15 protein-coding genes (1 of these 15 cut by a window edge) are annotated in these 25,255 nt (G+C 46.0%); all 15 read left to right on the top strand.

Going from position 1 to position 25,255, the window contains the following annotated elements; all coding sequences use genetic code 11:
- Window position 1: 1 nt before the first annotated feature.
- Window positions 2–3,391 (top strand): tubulin-like doman-containing protein, encoded by a 3,390-nt coding sequence (locus G7035_RS24000; protein ID WP_019687099.1) that lies wholly within the window; start codon window positions 2–4, stop codon window positions 3,389–3,391.
- 2 nt (window positions 3,392–3,393) lie between these two features.
- A complete protein-coding gene (locus G7035_RS23995) occupies window positions 3,394–5,760 on the top strand; it encodes a hypothetical protein (RefSeq protein WP_019687100.1) in 2,367 nt (788 codons plus the stop codon).
- A 44-nt stretch (window positions 5,761–5,804) separates the two neighbouring features.
- Complete coding sequence (locus G7035_RS23990) at window positions 5,805–7,094, top strand: vWA domain-containing protein (protein WP_019687101.1); 1,290 nt, start codon at window positions 5,805–5,807, stop codon at window positions 7,092–7,094.
- 18 nt (window positions 7,095–7,112) lie between these two features.
- Window positions 7,113–7,754, top strand: coding sequence for a hypothetical protein (locus G7035_RS23985; protein WP_019687102.1), 642 nt, complete (start codon window positions 7,113–7,115; stop codon window positions 7,752–7,754).
- Window positions 7,755–7,770: 16 nt separating this feature from the next.
- Window positions 7,771–9,036, top strand: a complete 1,266-nt coding sequence (locus G7035_RS23980; RefSeq protein ID WP_019687103.1) for a TRAFAC clade GTPase domain-containing protein — start codon at window positions 7,771–7,773, stop codon at window positions 9,034–9,036.
- Window positions 9,033–12,062 carry a GAP1-N2 domain-containing protein gene (locus G7035_RS23975; protein WP_019687104.1) on the top strand — a complete coding sequence of 1,010 codons (3,030 nt, stop codon included), beginning with the start codon at window positions 9,033–9,035 and terminating at the stop codon, window positions 12,060–12,062. Before G7035_RS23980 ends, G7035_RS23975 begins: the two co-directional genes overlap by 4 nt.
- Window positions 12,063–12,273: 211 nt before the next feature.
- Window positions 12,274–12,741 (top strand): MarR family winged helix-turn-helix transcriptional regulator, encoded by a 468-nt coding sequence (locus G7035_RS23970; protein WP_016821155.1) that lies wholly within the window; start codon window positions 12,274–12,276, stop codon window positions 12,739–12,741.
- A gap of 91 nt (window positions 12,742–12,832) precedes the next feature.
- Window positions 12,833–14,209, top strand: a complete 1,377-nt coding sequence (locus tag G7035_RS23965) for an MFS transporter (RefSeq protein WP_019687105.1) — start codon at window positions 12,833–12,835, stop codon at window positions 14,207–14,209.
- 85 nt (window positions 14,210–14,294) lie between these two features.
- Entirely contained in the window at window positions 14,295–14,864 is a 570-nt protein-coding gene (locus tag G7035_RS23960) for a hypothetical protein (protein WP_019687106.1), read from the top strand.
- A 69-nt stretch (window positions 14,865–14,933) separates the two neighbouring features.
- Window positions 14,934–15,083, top strand: a complete 150-nt coding sequence (gene rpmG / locus G7035_RS23955) for a 50S ribosomal protein L33 (RefSeq protein ID WP_013370941.1) — start codon at window positions 14,934–14,936, stop codon at window positions 15,081–15,083.
- Between the two features lie 205 nt (window positions 15,084–15,288).
- A complete protein-coding gene (locus tag G7035_RS27755; protein ID WP_259348010.1) occupies window positions 15,289–15,417 on the top strand; it encodes a hypothetical protein in 129 nt (42 codons plus the stop codon).
- A gap of 176 nt (window positions 15,418–15,593) precedes the next feature.
- Complete coding sequence (locus G7035_RS23945) at window positions 15,594–15,839, top strand: type B 50S ribosomal protein L31 (RefSeq protein WP_016821159.1); 246 nt, start codon at window positions 15,594–15,596, stop codon at window positions 15,837–15,839.
- A gap of 832 nt (window positions 15,840–16,671) precedes the next feature.
- Window positions 16,672–20,142 carry an Ig-like domain-containing protein gene (locus tag G7035_RS23940; protein WP_115293063.1) on the top strand — a complete coding sequence of 1,157 codons (3,471 nt, stop codon included), beginning with the start codon at window positions 16,672–16,674 and terminating at the stop codon, window positions 20,140–20,142.
- A gap of 26 nt (window positions 20,143–20,168) precedes the next feature.
- Window positions 20,169–24,728 (top strand): S-layer homology domain-containing protein, encoded by a 4,560-nt coding sequence (locus G7035_RS23935; RefSeq protein WP_019687108.1) that lies wholly within the window; start codon window positions 20,169–20,171, stop codon window positions 24,726–24,728.
- A 160-nt stretch (window positions 24,729–24,888) separates the two neighbouring features.
- Window positions 24,889–25,255 (top strand): IS1182 family transposase gene (locus tag G7035_RS23930; RefSeq protein ID WP_230877350.1) (it continues 994 nt past the right edge of the window). Within the gene, window positions 24,889–25,255 belong to an annotated coding region that runs on past the window's edge; the region does not span the whole gene.

Genomic DNA, 25,255 nt, shown 5'->3' with positions numbered 1-25,255 from the left:
TATGAAACCAGTAGTTAGAGAGCATATCCAACAATTAGACGTATCACTCGGCGGAGGGATCGTAAGCGATAAGATCAGAGTAGATACCATTGATAATCCTATTTTAATTATCGGACTTGGGGGAACGGGGATTGACGCCCTTCTCCGCTTGAAATATCAAATAAACCGCAGATTCAAGCTGCCTGCAGACCCGATTTCCAAGAAAAAGAGCGAGAAGCCGGATAATGTGGAATTTCTCGCTTTTGAAACGAATGAACAAGACCGTAACAAAAAATACAAAGGGATTGGTTTGGACCCCATCAATGAGTTTGTACTGCTATCCAATGCGGAAATCGGTGGATTGCTGCAAAACCGCAGTATTCTAGAGCCATATATCACTGACTGGCTGTCTCCTGAGCTGAGCATTACCGACGGTATGAACGGGGCGGCAGGGGTGCGTCAGGCTGGACGGTTGTTATTGTTCACCAAAATCAATCAGGTCGTACAAAGCATTGACAAAAAAATCAAAACCCTGTCTGAAGGCACCAACAAGAAGCTTATGGTATTCCTGCTGTCTGGATTGTCCGGCGGTACAGGGAGTGGTACTTTCCTTGATATCTCATATATCGTCCGAGGCATCATTGAGCGCGATTATGGTTCCGCTGGTGTAGACCGTGTTAACACACTGGGTTATCTGTTCACGCCGGATATTAATCTGGCGAATAAAAGCCTGAGCGAGCATACGCGTGAATATATTAAAAAGAACGGCTATGCTGCATTGAAAGAGCTGGACTACTGGATGAATGTGGACAGTCGTGGCGAACGCTTTAAGCAACAGTACGGTAACATTTTGACTGTAAACTCGCCGCTGCCGCCATTTAATCTGTGTCACCTTATTTCGGCTACGAATACGGAAGGCAAGCTGTTGGAAAATGCCTATGATTACTGCATGAATGTCACCGCCGAGAACATCACCAACTTTATGGCGAGTGAGGAAAAACAGTCAGGCGAAGAATTCGCCATTCATGACTATATCAGCAACATTCGTACCAACATCGCGCAAATGAATAAGGCGTATCCAGCAAACTACGATTACAATATTATCGGAGCTTCTTCGGCAGTGCTGCCCATGGAGGAAATGACGACATATCTGGCTTACCGGATGTTTGGTAAAATGTCCAAAATGTTTGAGCAAGCGCCAAATCAGGAGGATGTAGAGAAGTTTGCCCGCAAGCTGGGCGTGGATCTGGATAGCATGATCAAAAACTTTGAGTCCCGTGTACCTGAGCCGCTTCCAGGCTTTGAAAACAGTGAACGGCTAAGTTATAACAATGTTGTTAAGATGCAAGTAGTTAATATGGACACTGAGCTGGAGCAAACGTTCCTGACGCGTGCTCGCGAAGAATATATCAAAGCGAAGAAACAGCTTCCAGGCGAAATTGTAGGACAGTTTACGGACCAAATCCGCCGGATGTTCCTACATCCCGAGCAAGGGCCGTTTTATGTATCCCGCATGATATATACTGAAAAAGGGTTTAGCTTGCTGAAAATGCTGCTTTCCTATGTTGAAACGTTGCGTGAATCACTGCACCGTATTCCTACGGACATTGAATGGGCGCGAGAGCAGGCGAACGAGAAGCTGGGCGATGCCAAGAGTGCGTTTGTATCCAAGGATAAGAAGAAAAATGCATACATTGAAGCAAAAATTAATGAATATTGGCTGCGGGCTGATGTGGAACGTACAGAGCAGCTCATTGAATTCTATGAAGACCTGTATGACCTGCTAAATAAAGAAAATAACCGCATTTATAATGTATTTACTGAAATTTTGAATGCACTGAGTGCCATTTTCGAGAAGAACGGCGATCTGCTGATTAACGGCGAGGAACAATCCGATCACAAAGGAAACAAGACGTACTATTGGAATCTGGTAAGTGTACCGGATATCTCGGAAGTTGTGACCAAGCTGCTGGATAATCGCAATGGTGACGATTTGATCCGTGATTTTGCCCAAGAATTGCTGGAAAATTCAGATCAATGGGTGAAAGATCAGGATATGGATATCATCAGCTCGATTTCTAATTTCTTGACTGACAAATTCGGTGATCTCATTACCCGTTCTATGGAAGACTTCCTGGTCATGAAATACGGACAGGACGAAGCAATTGAAAAATTTGTGGAGCGTTACATTGCAAGCAAGCTGGATGAGGAGGCTGTACCTGTCTTCCATTTGAGCAATAGTTCTGGCAATTTGTACTTCCCGTCATGGGGATTCGTTTCGGTACCTGTACAGTCGCCTAATATCCTGAAGGGCGTTCGCAATTATCAAAATAATGCAATTGGCAAATCGCACTTTACTATTAAAGAAAGTGAAGTCCGTAACCGGATTTTCTGGCTCAATACGCGTAATGGTGTTCCTCTGTTTGTATATACGCCGCTCAAAGTGTATGAAGAGAGCTATGAGAAAACCATTCTTGACCGCGAAGGTATTGGCCGACATCTGGTGCAGACAGGTCAGAACAACTGGACGAATCTGCCGTCGCCGATTCCTGAAAAGTCATGGGGAGAAACTTACGTCAACTCCCGTGTGCAAGCCCACAACGCCCGCATTCGCAATGACTTCGACCGTGCCAAGTCACTCGGCGTAATTCGGGAGAAGGATGTTGATCAAAATACAAGCAGCCGCTTTACTGTAATTCGCTCAAAAGCGCTAGATCTGAATGCGCTACTGGTAGCCTACGATATGCGATTGCAGGAATCCAAGCCGAATTTGGGCGAGGTGAAAAGAGCATGGTCTGAGCTGAAACGTCTACTGGCTGAAGGGCTCGAACAGGCCGGAAGCAAGGACATCTTTGGCAGCATCAATGAAGAGATGGCGAAGGAAAACCTGATCCGTTCACCAGAGTTAACGCAGGTGGTTCGTGATGAGCTGGCGAAATATATACAAATCGAAGCAAAAGCTGCTGAACTGGAAGCTTTGCTGGGCAAATATCAGGATGAAGAAAAATGGTTGGATCAGTTCATTCAGGCGCTCTACACGGACACGATTACGAAAAAAGGCGCTTTGTACGTCTATGATCGTGATGAAGAGGAAGAAGCGTGGGAGCCGTTTGCCAACGTCATGAAGAGCCGCAATTATGTGGAGTTTGAAGTGTTTACAAACTTCCGTGGTTTGGAAGAAAAGAAATTTGCAGCTTTAATGCGCAAAGCGGATCGCCGTGATGCTGTATTGACTTCATCTGAGGATATTACACCACTGCTGGCGAAGTTGGATGAATTGGCTGCAACTTATACAGAGGCTCGCAATCAATTGGAATATGAAAAGGTAGAGCTGGCTAATGGAGCGGAACTTTATGCATTCTATGCTCAAATGGCTGGAAAATTAAACGACATCCGCAGAAAGTTGAAGTAAGTATGAGAGAGCAGCTGTTACGTTATGCGGCTGACTATGCAGCCGCAGAGGACCAATTAATCGGAAGCGGGGATGGACGCAGCAGCATCCATTTCCCGTCCGTGTTTCTTTTTATCGGCGATCGCATGAGCCCGGTGATGAACACAATTGCAGATATCAACCGGACCAAGTGGGATAACAGCACAGGGGTAACCTATATTCAGATTCGCTCACAGGAAGAACATGCGGCTGTAGACCGCTCGGTGGATGCCATCGTTCATACGATAGCAGTACCGGAAGAAAGTAGCCACCAAACGCTACGCCGTGACTTGCACCAGGCTTTTTATACCCATGAATCGAAGTTAATTGAACTTAACACCGCGTTGCGCCGTGCTAGTGGACATCTGGCTGATTACGGACGGTTGTATTCCTCGTTCGAGCGTGTACATTTGTCGATCTTGACAACAGCGGATGATCCCATGAACGTATTAATTCCTGAAATTACGCTGTTGGCAGAGTATATTTTTGCGCAATCTTTTAAATCGGTACAAATGGATTTGTATGTGTTGGTGAGCGAAAGCGATCAGGCTGCCCAATTCGGCTACAGGAGTGCAACATCCGTTGCTTTTATGCGGGAGTTGGATTACATCCAGAGCCCAGCATATACGTTTACAGCACCGCTGCATATGACCGAGGACAAATTGACCATCCCGGTATCTCATGCTCCATCTCCGTTGTTCGATCTTGTCTATGTGCTGTCTGACAAGAACGAGCGAGGCGTAACGGTGCCGAATAGCTTGCGCGAGAGCTGTGATATTATTTGCCACATTCAGCTTCTTAAAAACCGTTATCAGGCAGGGGATTCCTATCGGTCAAAGGATGGGGGCTACAATAATACATCGTTTAAAAATAACATCATGACGGAATCCGGGCGGCAGGGTTATGTGTCGGCCGGATTTTCCCGGGTTAACCGACCTAATCAGTCGATTGCGCTTACGGTGTTGTACCACTTTTATGTCAAGCTGTTAGAGCGTATGAAAACAGAGCAGGAATGGGACATACGCGATAAGCTGAATTATTTTGGTTTAGATGCTGCTGAGCGCAGTCGCACGCGAAATGATCTAGTTCCTGACAATGAGGCGATCATGGACATGAGCGCACTAATGACCAGCGGAGCCAGTTACGGCTCGCTGAAACGAATGACATTGCGTGAGGCAGAGGAAGCCTTGTTTGGTCAGGGCTGCGAAGCCTTTTTCCGCGACAACTGTGAACGGATCGTACATAAGCGCTTGGGAGATTTTCAGGCGGATATGCGTTTGCAGATGGCCGTAAACGAAGCTGCTAAGGAACATCCTCAAATCGGCTTTTTCGAGCTGACAGCTTGGACAGATGAAAATCAAACAGGGAATGTACTTACGGCTGTTCGGGGACTGATTCGTGATACGTCCAATGATTTGCAGATTAGTGCAGCCGAACTGGATGTGTTGTACAACGGACGAGTAGAGGATCAGCCCTTTCAACGGCTGCCACTTATGGATAAACATAATGTGCGCAGCTTGATCCGTTACCTGACTGAAACAGTCTATGGGCATAAAATGCACATGCTGCGGATTCAAGTGGATTTGGAGCTACTTCGCCGCTATGAACTGGCATTGGAAAAATGGCATGCACAGGCCAAGCATATTACAGTACAGCTTGCCAACCTGGAGCGTGAATTACATCAAACTGCAACGGACAGTATTCGACAGGCTGACAGTTACACAGGCCAAAACCTGTTCGAGTATTATGAGCGTGTGACGGAGGATGTCATGCGTGAGCTAGAAAGCAAGCGGGGAAAATCTATATTCTTTGACACCCGGCATATGGGACCTGTATCTGGCTTGCTGGATGGAGGTTTATCCGCGCTGGTGGATAGAGTTACACAGACCTGCCGTACCTTGATTCTCAGCTCACAGCCATTTAATCAGACATTCGAAGAAGAATTATTACGTCGTGCCAATGTAGCTGCTGCATATGAAAATCGGCTGGTCGTTCCAAAGGATGAACTGTTTAAAAAACTGTATCAAACGTTAGAAGAGCACGGCGGAATCAATGTACGTTTGCTCGACTATACCCATGAGCATCGGTATGAAGAAAAGTATTTTTTTGGTGACTACGAAGGCGAATTTCTTCCTTATGCGATGGACGTGGACATTACTTCGCGAATTTACAAGCTGGGTTTTGTTCATGAGCGTCGCAGCAGCGGGGTGGAAAAACTGCATTTGATGGGCGGCTTCCATCTGGAGGATCTGATGGTTTACCGCAACGGCAAAACGTATTATGAGACATATACTGCGAATGGTTTCGTGTTTCATGGAATCGACGTGGACCGGTTGCCGGAATTGCGGTAGCCATAATTATCCTACTTTAATGATGGAAGGAAGCAACGAATCTTATGAAGCAGCGTAAATTTAACGTTCTCCTATTGGTGTTTGGCTTGCTGGGCGCTGTAGTAGGCTTCATCTTGGGAGAGCTTATTCTTCACAAATTAATAGGCCACTGGCCGCATATCATCGTGATCGGGCTATATTTTGGCATCATGGCGCTGTGCATTGGTCTAGGCTGCCTTATCGGCGAACTGATTTCGCCACAGTTAAATGGACATTCATGGCGACAACGATACTCCGGATTGTCCTGGAAATTACTAGTACCTGCTACACTCGTCATGTTGTTCGTGGCAGGTCTGCTATTAGAACTGGGGTATCAGGTTAACCCTGAAGGGCGCAAGAGTGTACAGGACCTCGTGCTTGTGATTGATAATTCCGGGAGTATGCAGCAAACAGATCCCGATAATGAGCGCCTAACGGCTGCCAAGAGTCTAATTGGGCAAATGGATGGTGACAAGCGCGTAGCCATTGTTTCATTTGAATCCACTGCGCAGTTGGTGCAGCCATTTACTCCCGTTGGCACAGACGCAGAGAAGCAAGCGGTTTATTCCAAAATCGATAGTATGCAGACTATAATGTCAGCCGGTACAGACATTGGGCTTGCTTTGGACGAGACGATCAAGGAGATTGAAACCCAAGGCAATGCGGAAAAAGGTTCACTCGTTATTATGCTCTCTGACGGCTTTAGCGAACTGGATACTCAGACCGCATTGGCTCCTTACATTGCCCGCCAGATTCCGATTAATACGATCGGCCTGAAACTGGCAGAATCGGAAGGTATAGCTTTGTTGCAAAATATTGCCAGCCTAACGGGCGGAACTTATTCTAATGTAGCTAATGCCCAAGGACTTACTCAGGCGTTCGGTAAAATATATAACAAAATTGGTGATCGCACGCTGGTAACGGAGCGGACAGGTGAGTATGCCCACAGTCTGTATTTTGCCATTTATCGCGTAACGGCTCTGGTTATCATTGGGGTTCTATTAGGGTTGGCTCTTGGATTGATGTTTGATAACCGTTTTCTCGCGAGGAATTTCGCAATTGGTGGAGTTCCAGCCGGCTTGCTCGCTGGCTTGATTTTGGAAAGAGGGTTATCGGGCTCGCCTATAGGTGACTTGATGATTCGTTTGCTGGCAGCGCTCGTACTGGCGGCCCTTATTGCTGTCTTTTCGCTTGTTCTGCCGATTGCGGAAAATACTCGCCGATCTTCTGGTGGTGGGAGCCAGGGGGGACCGTCAGGCCACCGGAGAGGGACACCAGAAGGCCCGACGCGCAATCGACGTAACAGTGGGTTTTAGAACGGGAGGCGGGAACTTATGCAGTATAGGGATGCACAGCCCGATGATCCTGTGATTTCGGAGCTGAGCCACAAAATTGACGACAACCGGGTTGTGTTACGCTGGCAGTGGCCTGAAGGCGCAGCCGTGGTCTATATTGCCAAACAATCAGCTGATACAGGTGCGAATAGACAGAATGAAGCACCGACTTCTGAACTGAAGCTTTTTACACGCGAGGAATATAAGGCCGCTGGCAGCTATCGTGACCGAATTGAAGGCATTGGACGTGTGCGGTATACCGTGTATCCAGCTGTTCGGGAGGCTGGTGAAACCTTTGTAATCCGCCAGCAAGACGGAGCCAACCAACTGGAGTTGAGCACGGGTAGGGCTAAAATCAAATATGCGGTTCACCATAAAAAAAGCTGGTTTCGCAGCCGCAAAACAGTCCAGATTCAGGTGACAGCCGAAGTTCCTGTTCCGCAGGAGGCGCTTTGCTACGTGAAGAAGCGCGGTGGCTATCCGGCAGACCGGGACGATGGAACCTTGTATGCGTTCACGGCACCCTTTGCCGCAGGACGGAATGTTTTACCCGCTATTGAAGTGGGGGGAGATGAGTATGTGCGGCTGTTTTTTACGGACGGTCAGAAGTATGGCACGATATATGAATTAGTCCCTGAATGAAAGGAGGCCACAACCGATGAGTTTTCTTAGCAATTTATTCAGAAGAAAGCCACAGGCCGAGCCACGGCCGTTATTCTATGATATTGTGTGCCCTTATTGCTTTAGTAAATTTTCACCAGAGGAAGTGGTATTCCGTGCTTCTCATCACCGCGAAGATGATGAGGATTATGCTTTGGGTGAAGATGAGCTGTTGAACAAATATCGGGAGCGTTTTGGCTTGGATAGTGTGCATGATATGGAGGCCATTCTTCATCCCTATGATGTACCTGAGGAGCATCGCTTGTATTCAGATCATGTGCTGACAGGTCTGACGGACCGTTACGGTGAGCTGACGCGTCACCGACTGTGCCCACACTGCCATAACGAGCTGCCTGTAACCGCAGGCAAGGTGCCGAGTAATATCATTTCGATTATTGGAGCTTCACAGGCGGGGAAATCTGTATATATGACCTCCCTGATTCACACGCTGCAGCATGTGACGGCCGACCATTTTGACGCGGCTTGCATGCCGCTCAATGCAGAGATCAGCCGCAAGTTCCGCACGATGTATGAGGAACCACTGTTTGAACGTGGCGATCTGCTTACATCGACGCAAAAAGAAAAGATGCAGGAGCCTTTTATTTTCCAGTTTGTATTTAAGGATGAGGAAAAGCCACCACTGACTTTGGTATTTTTTGATGTAGCTGGTGAGGGGATGGTCGATCAGGACTATCTGGGACTGCATGGACAGCATATTAAAAATTCTGCGGGTATTCTTTTTATGGTCGATCCACTACAAATCCGTTCTATCCGGGAACGTATTAAGATTAATCTTGGCGATAAGCCTGGTGAATGGGTCTCGCAATATGATGAGCCGCGTGATGTCGTACTTACGATGTTCGGTGACTTTATCGCATACCAGGAAAAAGGCAAGACGGACATTCCAACCGCTGTGGTCTTGACCAAAAGCGACATGCTTACTGCGCTGGCAGATGAAGAAGGCACTTATATCAAGACGAACAGCAATATTTTTAATCCAATGGAACATCGCAAATACATGGATTTGGATGAGTTCGCCAACATTGATGGCGAAGTTCGGCGCTTTATCGAGAAGGTGGATAAGCCGTTCAAGGGCACAATGGATGTATATTTTACAGATACAGCCTATTTCGCGGTTTCTGCTTTAGGTAGCAATCCGGTGGAGCAAAAGCTGCAAGGGTTGGTTAGTCCGATCCGTGTAGATGAGCCATTCATTTGGCTGCTATACAAGTTGAAGTACATCGAGGGGAGAGAATCACAGTGAGTTATTCTACCTCTCGTATGATACAGCAGCAGATGTACACACGGGAACGGCGTGGTATTTTCCGTTCTACCGAAGGCTTTGATACCGTGGCTAATTCCAAAGGACTGGATACTTCATTTATTAAAAAGGTGTTGCATCCTTTATGTGTGTATGATGCGCCTGCGGCTTTGACAGCGCGTGGTGAGAAGCAGGAGAGTGTCTATCCGGAAGCTTTACATCTGGTACGGACAGAGTCCGGGGATGTAGTGCTCGGACGCAGTATTTATAAAGCAGCGGATTTCACTGGGCTGCGGAGCGCTTTTTTTACGCATAACTATGTGATTCCGGCCGGACATGGTGAGTCTCCATCTGATTATAAGCAGTGGCTGAACACTTCGTTTGTCGATACCTATGATATTGAGCAGGGAACGGAATTACCGGAATTAGAGCGTCTACCTGGTGGTAGTGTATTCCCCGCTGTTGACCCGTCTGCAGTGCTGGCTCAATTGCAGCTGAGCGAAGAAGTGTTCAAGCAGCTCTTGTACGCAGTCATGATGTCAGCCGCTGGTCGCAAAAAGGTATATGTAGCGCTGAATGTGCCAGCAGAAGCGGTAGCATCCTCAGCCAAGCAGCTGCTGAGTGTGTTGTACGCGGCACTGCCTTATGCATTTCGCAACAGACTCGGGTTTCTTACATATGCGCAGGAACCGAACAGCAGAAAAGGCATTCACTTAATGTTCGTTGAGCCTTTCAGCTTGCGTCCCGGTGATCGGAATGTAGAAAAGGACTTTGTATTTGACCTCTCTAACAATAGTCGAATACTGAATGTGGATGCAGAGCAGGTGAAACAGCCTTATTTTGACTGGATTGTCCGTACGCTACTGAATGGCGGGGTTGCGGACGATTTTCTCAAATTTGCCGAGCAAATGCTGACAGGCATGGAGGCAGGACGTGAACTAATGCCTTCCAGCTATCATGAGCTCATTACGCTGTACAGAATTGAACAGGGAGAGCGGTCATTATACAACGAGCAGCGAATCACTGTGTTACGAAGCTTAACTGATTATTTATCGCCATCTGATGCGCTACCACGTAAAATACGGCTGAATGATCTGTTTCTTTCATTTTTTGATCATGAGTTTGATCGGGTGAAGGATGGACATATTCCGGATGTAGGGCTGGTCGATTGCTTCAAGGACTATTATAAAGTTCATGCACGTAGCAGCGAAAATCGGCTGGTAGAATATTTAATCCGTTCGCTAAACAATGCTTATACTGCCAGGAATACGGAAGCAGTCACATATATTTATCATACGATTGAAGAGAATCCGTCATTAGGCAAGGTCTATTTTACGAAAGTACTGGGTAATCCGGCACTCACCAAAATGCTGTTCATTCCCTACATGGACAGTCAGATGAAAAGAACGCCTGATGTAAAGGGCCTGTTGGCCGTGGTGCATGAATGGGGCAGTCGGTATATCGAAGTGTCGGCGAATGTCGATTTTCAGCTTTTGGCCGAATCTGCATTGATGGGCAAGCTACGTGCTGAGAGAAAGCCGGTAGAGGCTGTGGCTGCCATTCACCAACGCTTGCGTCAATGGGACAGTAGTTCTGCCGTAGGCACACTGTCCCCGCTGGAGCAATCCGGATTGACAGAACGCTTACAGGAAGCAGCGGATCGGTATTTGCTCACTGAAGTAGAGCTAAAAGAAATTTCACCTGATCAGGTCGTACAGATTCCGTTTTTCACACGGCCTGATTTGGTACAGTGGGTTGGAAAGTTGCCTGCTCCTCTCAAGGGACAAGCCGTGCGATTGATTGCGGCTTATGATTGGTTTAACACGGAGGACCCGGAACCATCGGTGCTAGACGGTCTGGAGCCAAGCGAAGTAGAAAAGGTGCAAGATTGGGCTTATGGTTGGCTGCCCCAGCAGCTTGCAGAAGGCCATTTTGCCCGTCTGTTGCCAGCTTTCTATCGTTCTGATGGTACTGGCGAGGGAATACTGGATTTTGCTCGCCTGGTCAGTTCGATCCGCAAATGGGCGAAGGATAACGATACGATGTACCGCTTTATCCGCTGGTCGGAGGAACACGCTGAGTTTGCTACTCCACGTGGTGGTTTTGAGCCAGCCTATCGGCGTGCGTTGCTTTTATTCTTCCAAAAGGAAGGACGAGAGGGACTGCATAAAAAGACGCTTTGGCGTCAATATTTTGAATCTGCTAAGCCTGTGTTTAAAAATTTCTATTTGGCAGCAAAGCGTGAGACAGATACGCCTTTGGTCAAAACGCTTCGTCGTTTCCGCAAAGGCGGGGTGATTTCTGGGATCGTATTAATCATTATTGCAGGTACATTAGGCGGCCTGAAAGCAACCGGGGTAATTGGATCTGTGGACACACCAACGCCTGCCGCTGCTCCAAAGCCTGTACAACAGCCAGTAGAGCCTATAGTGCCGGTAAAAGAGGAGCCTACTGCAATAGTGACACATGTACCTAACACCAAGTCCACTACGAAAATGGTCAAGCTGTTGTTTGCGTTTCAAACATCGGCAGAGCAGGCAGAATTTAAGCCTAAAAAACTCGTCATTGTCGGCGCGGATCAACAGGAGCACTCATACGAAAATTTTACGCTTGCTGAACAGAATGATAAGGAAGCAGCCAGTAAAGCTAACAATGGTTCGTCCGGTGACGTTAACACTGAGGGAGCTACCACCAAAAGCAAGACAGCAGACAGAGAATCCACAGGTGGTGGTTCTACAGATTTGAACGGTACATCCAGCGGAAAAACCTCTGATCAGACTGGAGCAGTGACAGACAACACAGACGGAGGCGCGACTTCAGAGATATCAACTGAGGGTAGCGGTATAGCAACTGATAAAACCACGACCAGCACGTCCGATAATGGTACAGGAATAACGGAATATGACCTCGACAAGTATCCTTATCGTACGTTGTTGACCATTTGGCAACGGCTAGAGCTAAATGATGCTAGCACGGTTACCGTTGATGGGGAAGATTATCCGCTAGTTCAAGTGAAAACTGCGGACTAAGCAACTATAGACAGTAAAAAGGCGGGTTCCTTTCAGGGCCTGTTTTTTTGCTATGTATAAGTTTATATATAGAATGTATTCGTTATTTTGAAACTGACTGTATTTAGTAGACGATCATTTTACGAAGGTATTGACACCAAATAGGCGGCTGATTAAAATTAGTTGGAATTCAAACTATTAAAATTCGATAGATATGGAGGTTAGCAGTGAAATGGGAAGTGAGGTGTACCCCGTTTGTCTTCCATGGGAGGAGGAGAGCACGATGTATTTAATTAAATGGATTTTCACCACTGTCCGGCGTGAGATTGAAACAGCACTGCGCCCTTTGGGGCTTACCTCCCCACAATCGCAGACGCTCTATATACTGGCGATGTCGCCTGGAGTCACCAATACGGATTTGGAAAAGCTATTGCTTATTGATAAATCAAGTGTTACCAGCCTGGTTAACGGGATCGTTAAGAAAAACTGGGCAGTACGCCAAAGTCATCCGGAAGATGCGCGAATGAAGCAAATCTATTTGACCGAGGAAGGCTTGGAGATTCACAAGGTAGCCGAACGTACCATTGAGCAAATTAAAAGCTCCGTAGGCAAAACGTTATCTGTCGGAGAGTCAGAGGCGCTGCGCGGTTTGCTCAAAAAAATTCTTCACGATTACCGTCCTGCGAATACCTGCGTTTGAACGGATAAATAGAAAAATGTGCCCGGATGGGGAATCCATAAGCTATAAAAAGTCACCTAGATAAGGTGTTAACAGGAGAGGGAGAAACCAAATGATAAAAGAACAAACTTATCCCAATGCGGATAAGCTTATGCGTGTTTTGGCCTTCACACTTGTTTTTTCAGTGATGAACGCTTTTATGTTTAATGTAGTAATGCCTGTGATCCGGGAGGAATTTCATATTAGTGCCTCCGATGTAAGCTGGCTGCTGACGGGTTATATGATCGTGTATGCGGTTGGCTCGGTGACCTACGGTAAGCTGGCAGATAAGTATCGTCTCAAGGATTTGCTGACATTTGGGATTATCTTTTTTGCACTAGGCTCGCTTATTGGGCTGTTGGCCAATCAATTTTGGATGTTAATTGTAGCTCGTTTGCTCCAGGCCACAGGGGCTGCTGTTATTCCGGCAACTGCTATGATTGTTCCTGTTCGTTATTTCTCGGCTGAAAAAAGAGGGCGAGCTTTGGGCGTCACAGCAATCGGCTTAGCATTAGGCACTGCACTGGCTCCTATTATTTCTGGTTTGATTACAGGCTTTGCGAGCTGGCGTTTTCTGTTCGTCATTTCCATGCTGCCACTGATCGCTTTGCCGTTCTTTCGCAAATACTTGGACGATCAGCGAGGAGAGGATCAGAAGTTTGATTTTCTGGGTGGATTATTGCTGGGTGGAACAGTGGCCTTCTTGTTGCTTTCCATTTCACAAGCCAATATGTTATTTTTTCTGATCGGTGTGGTTTTATTTGGACTGTTTATATGGCGCATTAATACTGCCCACGATCCGTTCATCCAGCCGAAGCTGTTCCGTAACAAGCAATATTCATATGGGCTTCTTATCGCTTTTTTAGGGACGGGGATTAGCTTTGGATTGCCTTACTTGGCACCACAGTTTCTGAATAGTCTCAACCAGCTTACACCAGCAACGATTGGGCTGATTATGTTTCCCGCTGCTATTGCGTCAGCTCTATTAGGAAAAAAAGGGGGGCGCTTGGCCGATAGCAAAGGGAATTCAGTTCTGGTGTATACAGCCGTATCGCTATTATTTATCTGCTTTATCAGCTTGTCCACGTTTGTAGGTGCATCTCCGTATCTGATTTTGTTTTTGCTTATTTTCGGGAATGTAGGTCAGACCTTTATGCAGATTGCCATGTCCAACACAATTTCTCGTACTTTGTCGAAAGATCAGATTGGTGTTGGAATGGGGCTGTTATCTCTGTTGAATTTCATTGCCGGGGCGATCACAACAAGTATTTTGGGCAAAACGTTAGATAGTTCCTCGTCCTTTCATTTGAATCCTGTTGTATCTAATGTCCAGGTGTTCAATTTTAGCAATATATTTACGGTGCTTGCGCTGATTGCACTTGTGACGATGGGGCTTTATGCGTTGCAGTTCCGGCGAGGGGCACGTGGCAGTAGGCCTGCTGTCGAATAAGGATAAACATTTTATGTAAGCTCATGCCATAACAAGGGTATAATATAGAAGGAGAAATTTTCTACGGAAGGACGGAGTGCCCAGCATGACAAGAAACCTTCAATATGTACCCTATGGTTATGAACCACCAATCGAAACGCACAAAGGGACTATGGTCTACTATGATACGTTTGAGCAGACTACAGCCAGTGAGCTGGAGCTTTTTGCCGAAACGGGGGCTGCACTATCTTTTACAAAGCTGGTGCTGTATCCACTACATGAAGAAACCGTCAGAAGAATGTGGAAGCTGCCAGTACGCTCGTATTATAAGCGGGTCGACGAGCTGGGAGAGTGGCAGCGAGAGCAGGCTTTGAGTGCTGTTGTGATTGAGAACTGGGAAGGTAAGCGAAAAAAGTATACGCCGATTGAAGCAGCCATTCGTTTTTTGGCGGAAAAGTATGCAACTCCGCTTTTTTTGTATATGAGTCCTGAAACTGCTAATTTGTGCGCTTCCTATGCATCCTTTGGAGAATGGATTAGAAACGTCAGGTTGGTGCTTTCGAGTGAACCCTTGGAACTTCATCCTAAGCTAGTACAGTACCGTAATCGCTGGAACACGGTAAAAGAAGCAACAAACCACGACTCCAAGGTTGACAAAGAGGAGCATGAATTATAGAATAGAACTAATCGTAAAAATTACTATTGTAATTGTATACCATGTATTCCAATTGAGGAGGAAGAACAAATGCGCGTTATTGTTACCTTGGCATGCACCGAATCCGGTGATCGCAACTATACAACAACCAAGAACAAAAGAAATCATCCGGAGCGTATTGAAATGAGAAAATACTCTCCGCGTTTGAAAAAGTACACGATTCATCGTGAAACTAGATAATTTGTGGTTTGCTGCATAGCAACCTGAATGATTCTGCTTCGTGAGCGGAGCCTGTTAAGTTTGCATAAAGCCTGCGTTATGGAACCGGCGAAAACTTGAATTAGTCCAGTGGACAGAGTGTCCAAAGTTAAAGCTAGCACCTAAGAGGACGGCTTCTTTTCATGGTTGTTTGATAGATGCTAAGCTACATGGCACGCTTTGCCTTTTGAATCGAAAGCACGTGGCCACCGAGTTCTCCTATGCTGATGTCAGCATGCAGGACGAGCCGGAGAACCATTCACAATATGCTTATATAACGATGGAGGCTAACGAAAGATCCAGAGCGTTCGTGTAATGGGCGATGCGATATATACGGCATCGTTCGCTTGTCGTTTACGACCTTGAGCGCAACTGTTACGATCTGTCGTCTTTTTTTCTGAGACATAACCGCTCTTTTTGCTAACTGATGGAGCATTGCTGCAGTACGTTTGAGTTTGAAACTAAAACTACATGAAAGATTAGGTGAAACAAATGAAAAAAGATATTCATCCAACATTGAATAAAGTTATCTTTTTAGACCCTAGCTGTGGATTCTCTTTCCTGAGTGCTTCCACTAAGTATTCGCAAGAAACGATGGAATGGGAAGATGGCAACACATACCCAGTTATCCGTGTAGATACTAGCTCCGCTTCCCACCCGTTCTTCACTGGTAAACAAAGAAACGTGGATATCGGTGGACGTGTGGATCGCTTTAACAAAAAATACAACCTTAAGTAAGACTCTTCGAAAGCTAGGTTTACGGATTATGTTGATAATTCGTAAACCTAGCTTTTTTGTTATCTACGGACTAGTTACGTCCGAAAACAATGCGAATAACAAATGTATTTTGCGCCTCAAATGTAACACTCTTTTACTAGCTTTAAGTAAGCTTGATCAAGTTACCCGATTTGTCATTGCCATGTGGATCACTTCTCCTCTGGAAAAAGCCGTAGATCGCATCACGCACGTTTTGCTCAAACTGCACGTTGTTCCAATCCCAACACTGTTAATCGGTACCGCTTATCCTGATTGTTTGATAACATGCTCATTTTGCAAGTGCCAAAGTGTAATAAGAACATGAAAGCAGCAGTTTTCCCGGAACGGTACGAGAAGCTGCTGCTTTCCAATGTAAAATGAACGCGCACAATTGTCGACAATGCTAATCTTGGCAAACTAATCATTTTATAACGTAATTCTATACTTTGGATAAGATTGTCTTACTTAAAAATAATCGCAGGTATCTAGCCTGCGATTATTTTTTTATAGAACATGAGTCGCAATTAATGGAGGATTCTGATAAATCACTCGCGGAAATGAGTTCTTTGAAGAATAGAGTTGGGCACTTGCTGTAACTAGCACCATTATAATAACTTTTGTTCAGAATTGGTTCAGTGGTTCCGTGTATATTAATTCGAAACGACATAAATCACTTATTTTCGATAAATATATGAACAAAAGATTAATATAAACGTGTTTTTTTGTTGAGAAATATAGTGGATCGGACTTATTACCCGACTTTTCGAAGATCGAATGGGTCGTTTTACTCAAAAGTAATTAGGAGGTACAACCATTGAAGGTTTATTCACTTAAGTGGGCAGCCGCTCTTGTTGCTCTTCAGGCGACGTTTGGTACTTCTGCTTACGCTGCAACGCCTGCCGATAATTTGTTTTCAGATACATCCTATGTGACGAGTGATAAAATGGCAGCCATCCAAGAAGCTGTACGCCAGGGGCTTTTATCGGGAGATCCTCAAGGAACCTTTCGCCCTGCAGCAACATTAACTCGTCAGGAACTGGCAGTATTATTGGTCAGAGCTTTAAAATTGGACCCTGTTTCGAGTTCTTCTACTTTTAAAGATGTGCAAAGTAAACAATTTGCTGCGCCATATATAGAGGCCGCACAAAAAGCTGGATTTCTATCCGGGGATGGATTAGGGAATTTCCGTCCGAACGATCCTGTTACACGTGAAGAGCTGGCAGCCGTGTTTGTTCGTGCAGTTGGAGGGGTTAATGCAGAGGGCGGATCAAGCATTTTGCCCAAAGATCAGTTCTTGGTAAGCCAATGGGCGGCTGGATCGGTAGATACGGCACTTCGTCTGGGCTTAATTGACATTCATGACAGCAAGCTCAATCCCACAGGTGAAGTAAAAAGGGAGGATATTGCTCCTTTTCTCTTGGATATTTTCAAAACTCAAGAGCAAACAGCTACTATCAATAGCATTGATGGAGACATTGTAACGATCGATAATGTTCCTTATTTAATAGAAGGAAAGTTGAAAGAGTTGATCGGAAACTCCAATAAAGATGCGTTAAAAGGAGCTATATTAAAGTTTAATTCGCGCAATCGTAATGTGGACGGGCTGCAACAATTGGAGATCGTACAAAAAGATGTTGTGCTAAACACTGATGGTCTGCCGGAGAGCAGCCTGCTTCGAATTTCAGGTGATGGTGTTCAGATTAAAGGGGATATCCAAGGAGTAATCGAGCTTAATGACGGTGTTTCTAATATCCAGCTGAATGGCAACGTAAACCATCTTACTGTGAATTCTGGCAATGGTATTTCTATTAAAGGAACTGGAACAATTGCGGAGCTTCAAGTTGCCAATACGAACGCTAAAGTGACATTGAATCCGAATTTTAAAGTTGAAACGATTAAGCTGCCTAAAGATGCATCCGTTTCACAAGTTATCCAAAATTACAACGAAGTACAAAAGCAGATTGGACAAATTCAGTTGACTGACGGAACGTTTCAAGAACCGACTACAGTTACGTCGAGCAGCGTGACATTTTCCTCTGGAGGTGGAAGTTCAACAAAATCAGTGACTAACCATGCGCCAGGCGTTACTACTGGGTTTACTGACACTACGTTAAGTACAGCAGATGAGCCTAAAAAGATTAATCTGGCAAATAGTTTTACTGATGCTGATGGAGACACTCTGACTTACACAGCAGAATCTTCTGCCACGAACGTAGCGACGGTAGCAGTGAATGGAAGTCAGCTGACTCTCACACCGGTGAGTGCAGGAACAACCAAGGTCACGGTTACGGCGAACGACGGCAAGGGAGGGACCATAAACAGCCAGTTCAACGTGACGATCACGCCAGTGATCCCAGAAGCCGTAAACCATGCGCCGACAGTGGAAACGTCGATCAGCAATGTGACGACAGGAGTTGCGGACGGCATCAAGACGTTGAGCCTTGCAGATGTGTTCGCAGATAAAGATAGCGATGCGCTGACATTCACTGCAACTTCGACGAATGTGGGTGTGACTACAGTAGCGGTAAACGGAAGCGATCTGAAAATAACGCCAGTGAACGCGGGTACAACCACGATTACGGTAACGGCAAATGACGGAAACGGTGGCACGGTGGATACGCAGTTCAACGTGACGATCACACCGGTGATTCCGGAAGCTGTGAACCATGCGCCGACGGTGGAAGCTTCGATCAGCAATGTAACGACAGGAGCCGCAGACGGCATCAAGACCGTGAGCCTTGCAGGTGTGTTCGCAGATGAAGACAGCGACGCGCTGACATTCACTGCAACTTCGACGAATGTGGGTGTGACTACAGTAGCGGTAAACGGAAGCGATCTGAAAATAACGCCAGTGAACGCCGGTACAGCCGCGATTACGGTAACAGCAAATGACGGCAATGGTGGCACGGTGGATACGCAGTTCAACGTGACGATCACACCGGTGATTCCGGAAGCTGTGAACCATGCGCCGACGGTGGAAGCTTCGATCAGCAATGTAACGACAGGAGCCGCAGACGGCATCAAGACCGTGAGCCTTGCAGGTGTGTTCGCAGATGAAGACAGCGACGCGCTGACATTCACTGCAACTTCGACGAATGTGGGTGTGACTACAGTAGCGGTAAACGGAAGCGATCTGAAAATAACGCCAGTGAACGCCGGTACAGCCACGATTACGGTAACGGCAGATGACGGAAACGGTGGCACAGTGGATACACAGTTCAACGTGACGATCACACCGGTGATCCCCGAAGCCGTGAACCATGCCCCGACGGTGGAAACGTCGATCAGCAATGTAACGACAGGAGTCGCAGACGGCATCAAGACCGTGAGCCTTGCAGGTGTGTTCGCAGATGAAGACAGCGACGCGCTGACATTCACCGCAACCTCGACAGATACGGGCGTGGCGACAGTAGCGGTAAACGGAAGCGATCTGAAAATAACGCCAGTGAACGCGGGGACGGTCACGATTACGGTAACGGCAGATGACGGAAACGGCGGCACAGTGGATACGAATTTCACTCTAACGGTGACTCCTTTGCCTGCGGTTAATCATGCTCCTGTTGTTCAAAGCGCGATTAATGATATTTCTACAGAAGCGGGTGCTATGGACACAACTATCGGACTTGCTTCAACTTTTGCAGATGAAGATTTGGACTTGCTAACGTATTCTGCTGATTCATCGAACCCTGGCGTAGCAACGGTTTCCGTTACCGGTGACCAACTGAGTATTACTCCGCTTGCATTAGGAAGTGCTACAGTAACAGTCACCGCAGATGATGGGAAGGGGGGAACCGTTCAAACGATCTTCCAAGTCACTGTTGGAGAAAAAAAGGGACTTTTCTTCTCTGAGTTGGCATGGGGGGAGAGCGACTCTATGATGCAGATTATTGAGCTCTATAATGCAGGTTCTGAGGAATTGGATGCTTCAAAAATTAGAATTGAACGCAGTAACGGTGGAAATTCGATTGAAATAAGTCAAGACGCTGGTGCTTTTATTCCAGGTGGAGCTACTTTTGTGATAGGAGATACCATGTATTTTGGTGATGCACATGTAGATTACTTCACGGATATGGGATTTTATAACGATGATTCAGCACCTGTCACTTTATCGCTCTATTACGATAATCAGTTGATTGATACGGCGGTGTTTCAGCCTCATACCACTATAGCTAGACAATCCGGTGTTACCCATGGAAATGCAGGCCACTACGAGGAAAGTGAATGGATTGATGAAGGAATCGATTATACGGATAATATCGGTATCTTTAGCAGCGAGGCGCCATAATGAATAAAAAGAATAGAGGGAACATCATGAGTTCTAAACCTAATAAATGGCTGATTACATTAGCTTTGGCTGCACTTGTTGCTCCAACAGCCTTGCAGACGATTGCATCTGCTGCCAGTGATGCATCAAACGGAGCAGCTCTGGCCAGCCTGCCTTTTAAAGACATCAATAATGTTGCTTCTAAGCAAAAGACAAGCATCCTCCAAGCCATTGAAGCTGGGCTTCTGCGTGGAGACCCATCCGGATCTTATCGGCCAACGGATTTGTTGACTCGTCAAGAAATGGCGGTTCTATTAACTCAAGCTCTGCAACTCTCTATTTCTAAAGCAGCAACCAGTAGCTTTGCGGATGTAGACTCGAAAAGTTGGTCGAGTCCCTATATTGAGGCTGTACACCGTGCAGGACTCATGAATGGAGACGACGGTAACAAATTCAGACCCAAAGCGGTAGTGACCAGAGAGGAGGCGGCAGTACTGCTTATGCGGGCCGCCGGGCTTCCTATCACAGCTGACGCCACGGAGTCTGCTAAACTTACTGATTGGAATCGGGTTAGCCCGTGGGCACGGCCTTACGTAAATACGGCTTTACAGTCGGGTTCCATGGAGACGGATCAATCCGCTTTCAAACCTAAATCGTCTGTTCAACGTCAAGATATAGCCCAGTATATGATGTCTACCTTTTTCCCTAAGGACCATGTTGTCCAACTCCAAAAAGTGGAGGATGGAAAGGCTTGGATTAACGGGATTGAATATAAACTTTCGGATTCAGTTAAAGGAATCTTGCAAACCTCTAACCAGGAGATTCTCAAAGGAGCAGATATTCAATTTGTAGCATCACAGCGGATCATCGAATCGATCACCAAACTAGTCATCCATGCGAGCGGGCAAGCCCCGGTAGGGCAAGCTTCCGAATTCAGTGGTAATCTTGTATTAGATGGTCATAACTCTACGATTGACGGAGACTTAACTATTGACGGTGATTACATTTCAGTTATGAATTTGAATGTCAAAAATAGCTTTACAGTTACGTCAAGCCTTGGACATGATTTCTATGCCTCTAAATTTACGGTACAAGGAAAAACATATATTCAGGGTGGTGACCAGAACACCGTATTATTTGATGCATCTGAGCTGAAGGATGTCGAGGTCTCCAAACAGGATGTCCACGTTGTCATTCAAGGAAATTCGACGGTGGATCAAATGACATTGACTTCCAATGCAACGATTGAAAATGATTCATCCTCAACGATACAGCATTTGAATGTTCTTGCCGGTGCCCAGCAGGTAGAGTTGCAGGGGACTATTCAGCAAATGTCGGTCAACAGCGATCAGTCCGTAGCTCTGACAGGCAAGGCCTCCATTAATACATTGGCTGTGAACAGTTCCACCCCGGTCAGTCTGGAGGTAGCTGGAACCATTTCAAATTTACAAGTAAATAACTCTGCAGCAAATATTAGTGTAAGCTCCTCCAGCCAAGTCACGAATACTTCATTTGCAGCAGGTGTGTCCTCTTCGACGGTATCAGGAGTCACTACAACTTCTTCTGGTAGCTCGCGTTCTACGGTTGTTACCAATACAGCGCCGAAGTTAGTGACCAAATATGACGATCAGGCCGTAACGGTGGGCGATTCTGAACTTCAAATTGACTTGCTTGGTCATTTTACGGACGAGGAGCAGTCCGAGCTCAAATATACGGCAGTGTCGTCTAGTACAAAAATCAGTACAGTTCGAGTAGAGGGAACAAATCTATTTATTAAGGCTGTTGGCAAAGGGACTGCAACCATTACGATTGCCGCCGATGACCAGGCCGGGAAAAAAGCGGGAACGAATTTCAAAGTTCGTGTCAATGAATCTCCTGTTTCATCGGGTATCCCTGATCAAAGCAAGCAGTTGGGGAGCGGCGACGTAAACTTATCTTTGGGATCGTTTTTTACGGATTCTGAAAATGATCCCATGACCTATGAGGTTGCGATCGATGATCCTTCCATTGCCACCTTTACCCTGACTGGTGATCAATTGGTATTAACTCCGGCAACTGTAGGACATGCCCAAGTTACCGTCAAGGCATCCGATGGTCGTGGAGGCAGCGCAAGCCAGTCGTTTCAATTGGCGGTAACTGCAGTACCTAATCAAAATCCGGTTGTAAATCAGAAGCCAGGCAACCAAACGCTTACTGTTGGCGATGCGGACTACATCCTGGATTTATCCCCGGTATTTCTTGATCCAGATAGCAACCCGCTAACCATCTCGGCAGAATCCTTGGATCCATCCATTGCGACGGTCTCTGTTAACGGAAACCAGGCTACGGTTCATGCGGTTTCCTCAGGAACAGCAAACATCCAGCTAAAAGCGGCAAATGGCCTTGGAGGCGAGGTTAAGACCAATTTTGATATTACCGTTAATGAACCTCCGGCATCCTTGGGAATTCCGGATCAAACGAAACAAATCAATTCAGGCGACATTCAATTATCTTTAAACAACTTCTTTACCGACCATGAGCAGGATACGTTATCATACAGCATTGATATTTCCGATTCTTCGGTTGCGACTGCAGTGTTGAATGGGGACACGCTTACCATTACACCATTAAAGATTGGCAGCACAGCAGTATCCGTTAAAGCATCTGATGGCCATGGAGGCAGCACAAGCAAGTCATTCCAAATGGAAGTAACCGCTGTTCCTAACCAAAAACCGGTTATAGATCAGAAGCCTGATAATCAGACACTGATTTTAGGCAATGCAGATTATATCCTGGATTTATCTTCTGTATTCCACGATCCCGATGGCGATCCAGTGGATGTTTCGGTAGAATCGTCGAATTCATCAGTTGCTGCTGTATCCGTTAACGGAAACCAAGTCACCGTCCATGCAATTTCTTCAGGAACAGCAACGATTCAGCTTAAAGCAGAAGATGGTCGCGGGGGCGAGGTCACTACTGATTTTGATGTTACTGTCAATGAATCCCCAGTTTCGTCAGGGATTCCGGACCAGATAAAAGAAATAAATACAGGCGATATTCAATTGTCCTTAAACGATTTCTTTTCCAGTCCTGATAGCGATATTTTAACTTACGATGTTAGTGTTTCTGACTCGACTGTTGTGACGGCTGACGTTTATGGGGATATGCTCACTCTTACACCGTTAACGATCGGTAGCACATTAGTATCGATCAAAGCAACAGGTGACCGGGGAGGGCAAGTGATCGAAACTTTTAAAGCCACCGTCACAGCTGGAACTCCGGAGAATCAGAATCCAGTAGAAACTAAACCTGCCGACCAGTCGCTTACTGTAGGTGGTGAGGTTTACTCACTCGATTTAGGTTCCGTTTTTACTGATCCTGATGGGGATACGTTGACCTTTAAGGCAACCTCTTCCGATCCGTCCGTTGCTTCGGCGGAAATCGCTGGAGCTCAATTGAAAATTCAGGCACTAAGTGCAGGAACGACGAGCATAGAAATCACAGCTATGGATGGTCGTGGAGGGGAAACCTCAACCAGCTTCCAGGTCAGCGTCCAATCATCCGGCTTGCCTAACCCGTCTTCTAATCAGCCGCCTCAAGTAGATGCGGTCATTTATGAACAAGTGTTGACTGCAGAAGTTACGAATGCAAGAAGCTACGACTTATCTCAATTGTTCAGTGATGCTGACGGGGACGCCCTGACGTTTACTTCTACTGTTGAATCAAGCGGTATGGTAAATGCAGAGGTTAACGGATCAACGCTGACTCTTACTCCAGGTAATCAGGCAGGAAGTACCAAGGTAACAATTACTGCGGATGATGGGCATGGCGGAAAAGCCACCTATAATTTTCAGGTAACGAATGCCCCTCTTGCAACGAATGGAATTATTCAAATCCGGACTAAGCAAGGGGTCAAAGATCCGATTACTTATGACATGTCAACAGTGTTCCCAGGTGAAACTTCATTTAAAGTCTATTCGGGTACGGCAGATTCTACCTTTACTGGACCAACCCCTCTTAATGGGACGGTTTGGACGTGGAACGGGGGTGTTTTTCAATACTTCTGGGTAATCGGAGCAAACGGATCTGCTACTGTATTTCAAGTGATCTCAAACCCTCAAGGACCGGAGGAACTGTATTTTTCTCAGTATCTATCCTTGGATAAAACCCGTACTGCCATTGAGCTGTTTTACAATCCGGTAGGAGATACTTCTAAGCCTATAGAAAATGCAGGATACTCACTTGAGATTCATCAATACAATTTAGCTACAAATACTCCTAAAGTGTGGAGCCAGCCTATTAATTCGTTTTACAAAGGCATGCCTTATATATATATCGATTCCATCTTTTATGACTTTTTCGACATTGTTCCTGTGGCCTATTATAATGAAGAAATGATGTTATCAGAATCAGATAAAAATGTAACGACAGGCTATGTCCTGAAAAAGAACGGTGTAACGATCGATGTCTTAGGTGATCCTGACGGCAAAACGCAATTTATGCTGAATAATGGGACTATTATCCGAAAATCGGGGATTAAGTCCGGTTCCTCCTCTTATAACCTTCCAGGAGAGTGGAACTCTTATCCCAATGGAACGCTCCAATATTTTGGCCATCATACTCCATAATATTTTGTTGAATTAACGGGAAGCCGGCGATAAAATCGCCGGCTTTCAGGCTGTCGAGAAAGTTTCGACAGCCTATTTTTATGTTAAATTTGTTTAAGACGACACCGCGTTAATGTTATATAATATAGGTAACTATTGTATAGAAACGGACGGTGTTGGTATGCTGCGATCTCATCGAGACAAACAACAATCCTTTGAATTGGTTTCCTTGGAAGAACTGGTGCCCCAAGATCATTTGCTTCGCAAAGTGGATACCTATATCGACTTCTCCTTTATTCATGAGAAGGTAAGCCCGCTGTATTGTGCAGACAACGGGCGTCCTGCCATTGATCCTACGGTATTGTTTAAAATGATCTTTCTCGGTTATTTCTATGGCATTCGCTCAGAACGGCAACTCGAGCGTGAAATTCAAACGAACTTGGCTTATCGTTGGTTTCTGGGGCTGGGCTTAACGGATAAAGTTCCGGACCATTCGACGATTAGTTGGAATCGTCGTACTCGCTTTAAAGACACTACGATCTTTCAAG

The sequence above is a fragment of the Paenibacillus polymyxa genome (genome assembly GCF_015710975.1).
Classification (GTDB): domain Bacteria; phylum Bacillota; class Bacilli; order Paenibacillales; family Paenibacillaceae; genus Paenibacillus; species Paenibacillus polymyxa.
This window is presented reverse-complemented; position numbering and strand designations above follow the sequence as displayed.

What these genes read in the sequence shown, in the direction of transcription:
- G7035_RS24000 (WP_019687099.1), top strand. Translation starts at nt 2, where the DNA reads ATGAAACCAGTAGTTAGAGAGCATATCCAACAATTAGACGTATCACTC.
- G7035_RS23995 (WP_019687100.1), top strand. Translation starts at nt 3,394, where the DNA reads ATGAGAGAGCAGCTGTTACGTTATGCGGCTGACTATGCAGCCGCAGAG.
- G7035_RS23980 (WP_019687103.1), top strand. Translation starts at nt 7,771, where the DNA reads ATGAGTTTTCTTAGCAATTTATTCAGAAGAAAGCCACAGGCCGAGCCA.
- G7035_RS23945 (WP_016821159.1), top strand. Translation starts at nt 15,594, where the DNA reads ATGAAAAAAGATATTCATCCAACATTGAATAAAGTTATCTTTTTAGAC.
- G7035_RS23935 (WP_019687108.1), top strand. Translation starts at nt 20,169, where the DNA reads ATGAGTTCTAAACCTAATAAATGGCTGATTACATTAGCTTTGGCTGCA.
- G7035_RS23960 (WP_019687106.1), top strand. Translation starts at nt 14,295, where the DNA reads ATGACAAGAAACCTTCAATATGTACCCTATGGTTATGAACCACCAATC.
- G7035_RS23970 (WP_016821155.1), top strand. Translation starts at nt 12,274, where the DNA reads ATGGGAAGTGAGGTGTACCCCGTTTGTCTTCCATGGGAGGAGGAGAGC.
- G7035_RS23965 (WP_019687105.1), top strand. Translation starts at nt 12,833, where the DNA reads ATGATAAAAGAACAAACTTATCCCAATGCGGATAAGCTTATGCGTGTT.
- G7035_RS23985 (WP_019687102.1), top strand. Translation starts at nt 7,113, where the DNA reads ATGCAGTATAGGGATGCACAGCCCGATGATCCTGTGATTTCGGAGCTG.
- rpmG (WP_013370941.1), top strand. Translation starts at nt 14,934, where the DNA reads ATGCGCGTTATTGTTACCTTGGCATGCACCGAATCCGGTGATCGCAAC.
- G7035_RS23990 (WP_019687101.1), top strand. Translation starts at nt 5,805, where the DNA reads ATGAAGCAGCGTAAATTTAACGTTCTCCTATTGGTGTTTGGCTTGCTG.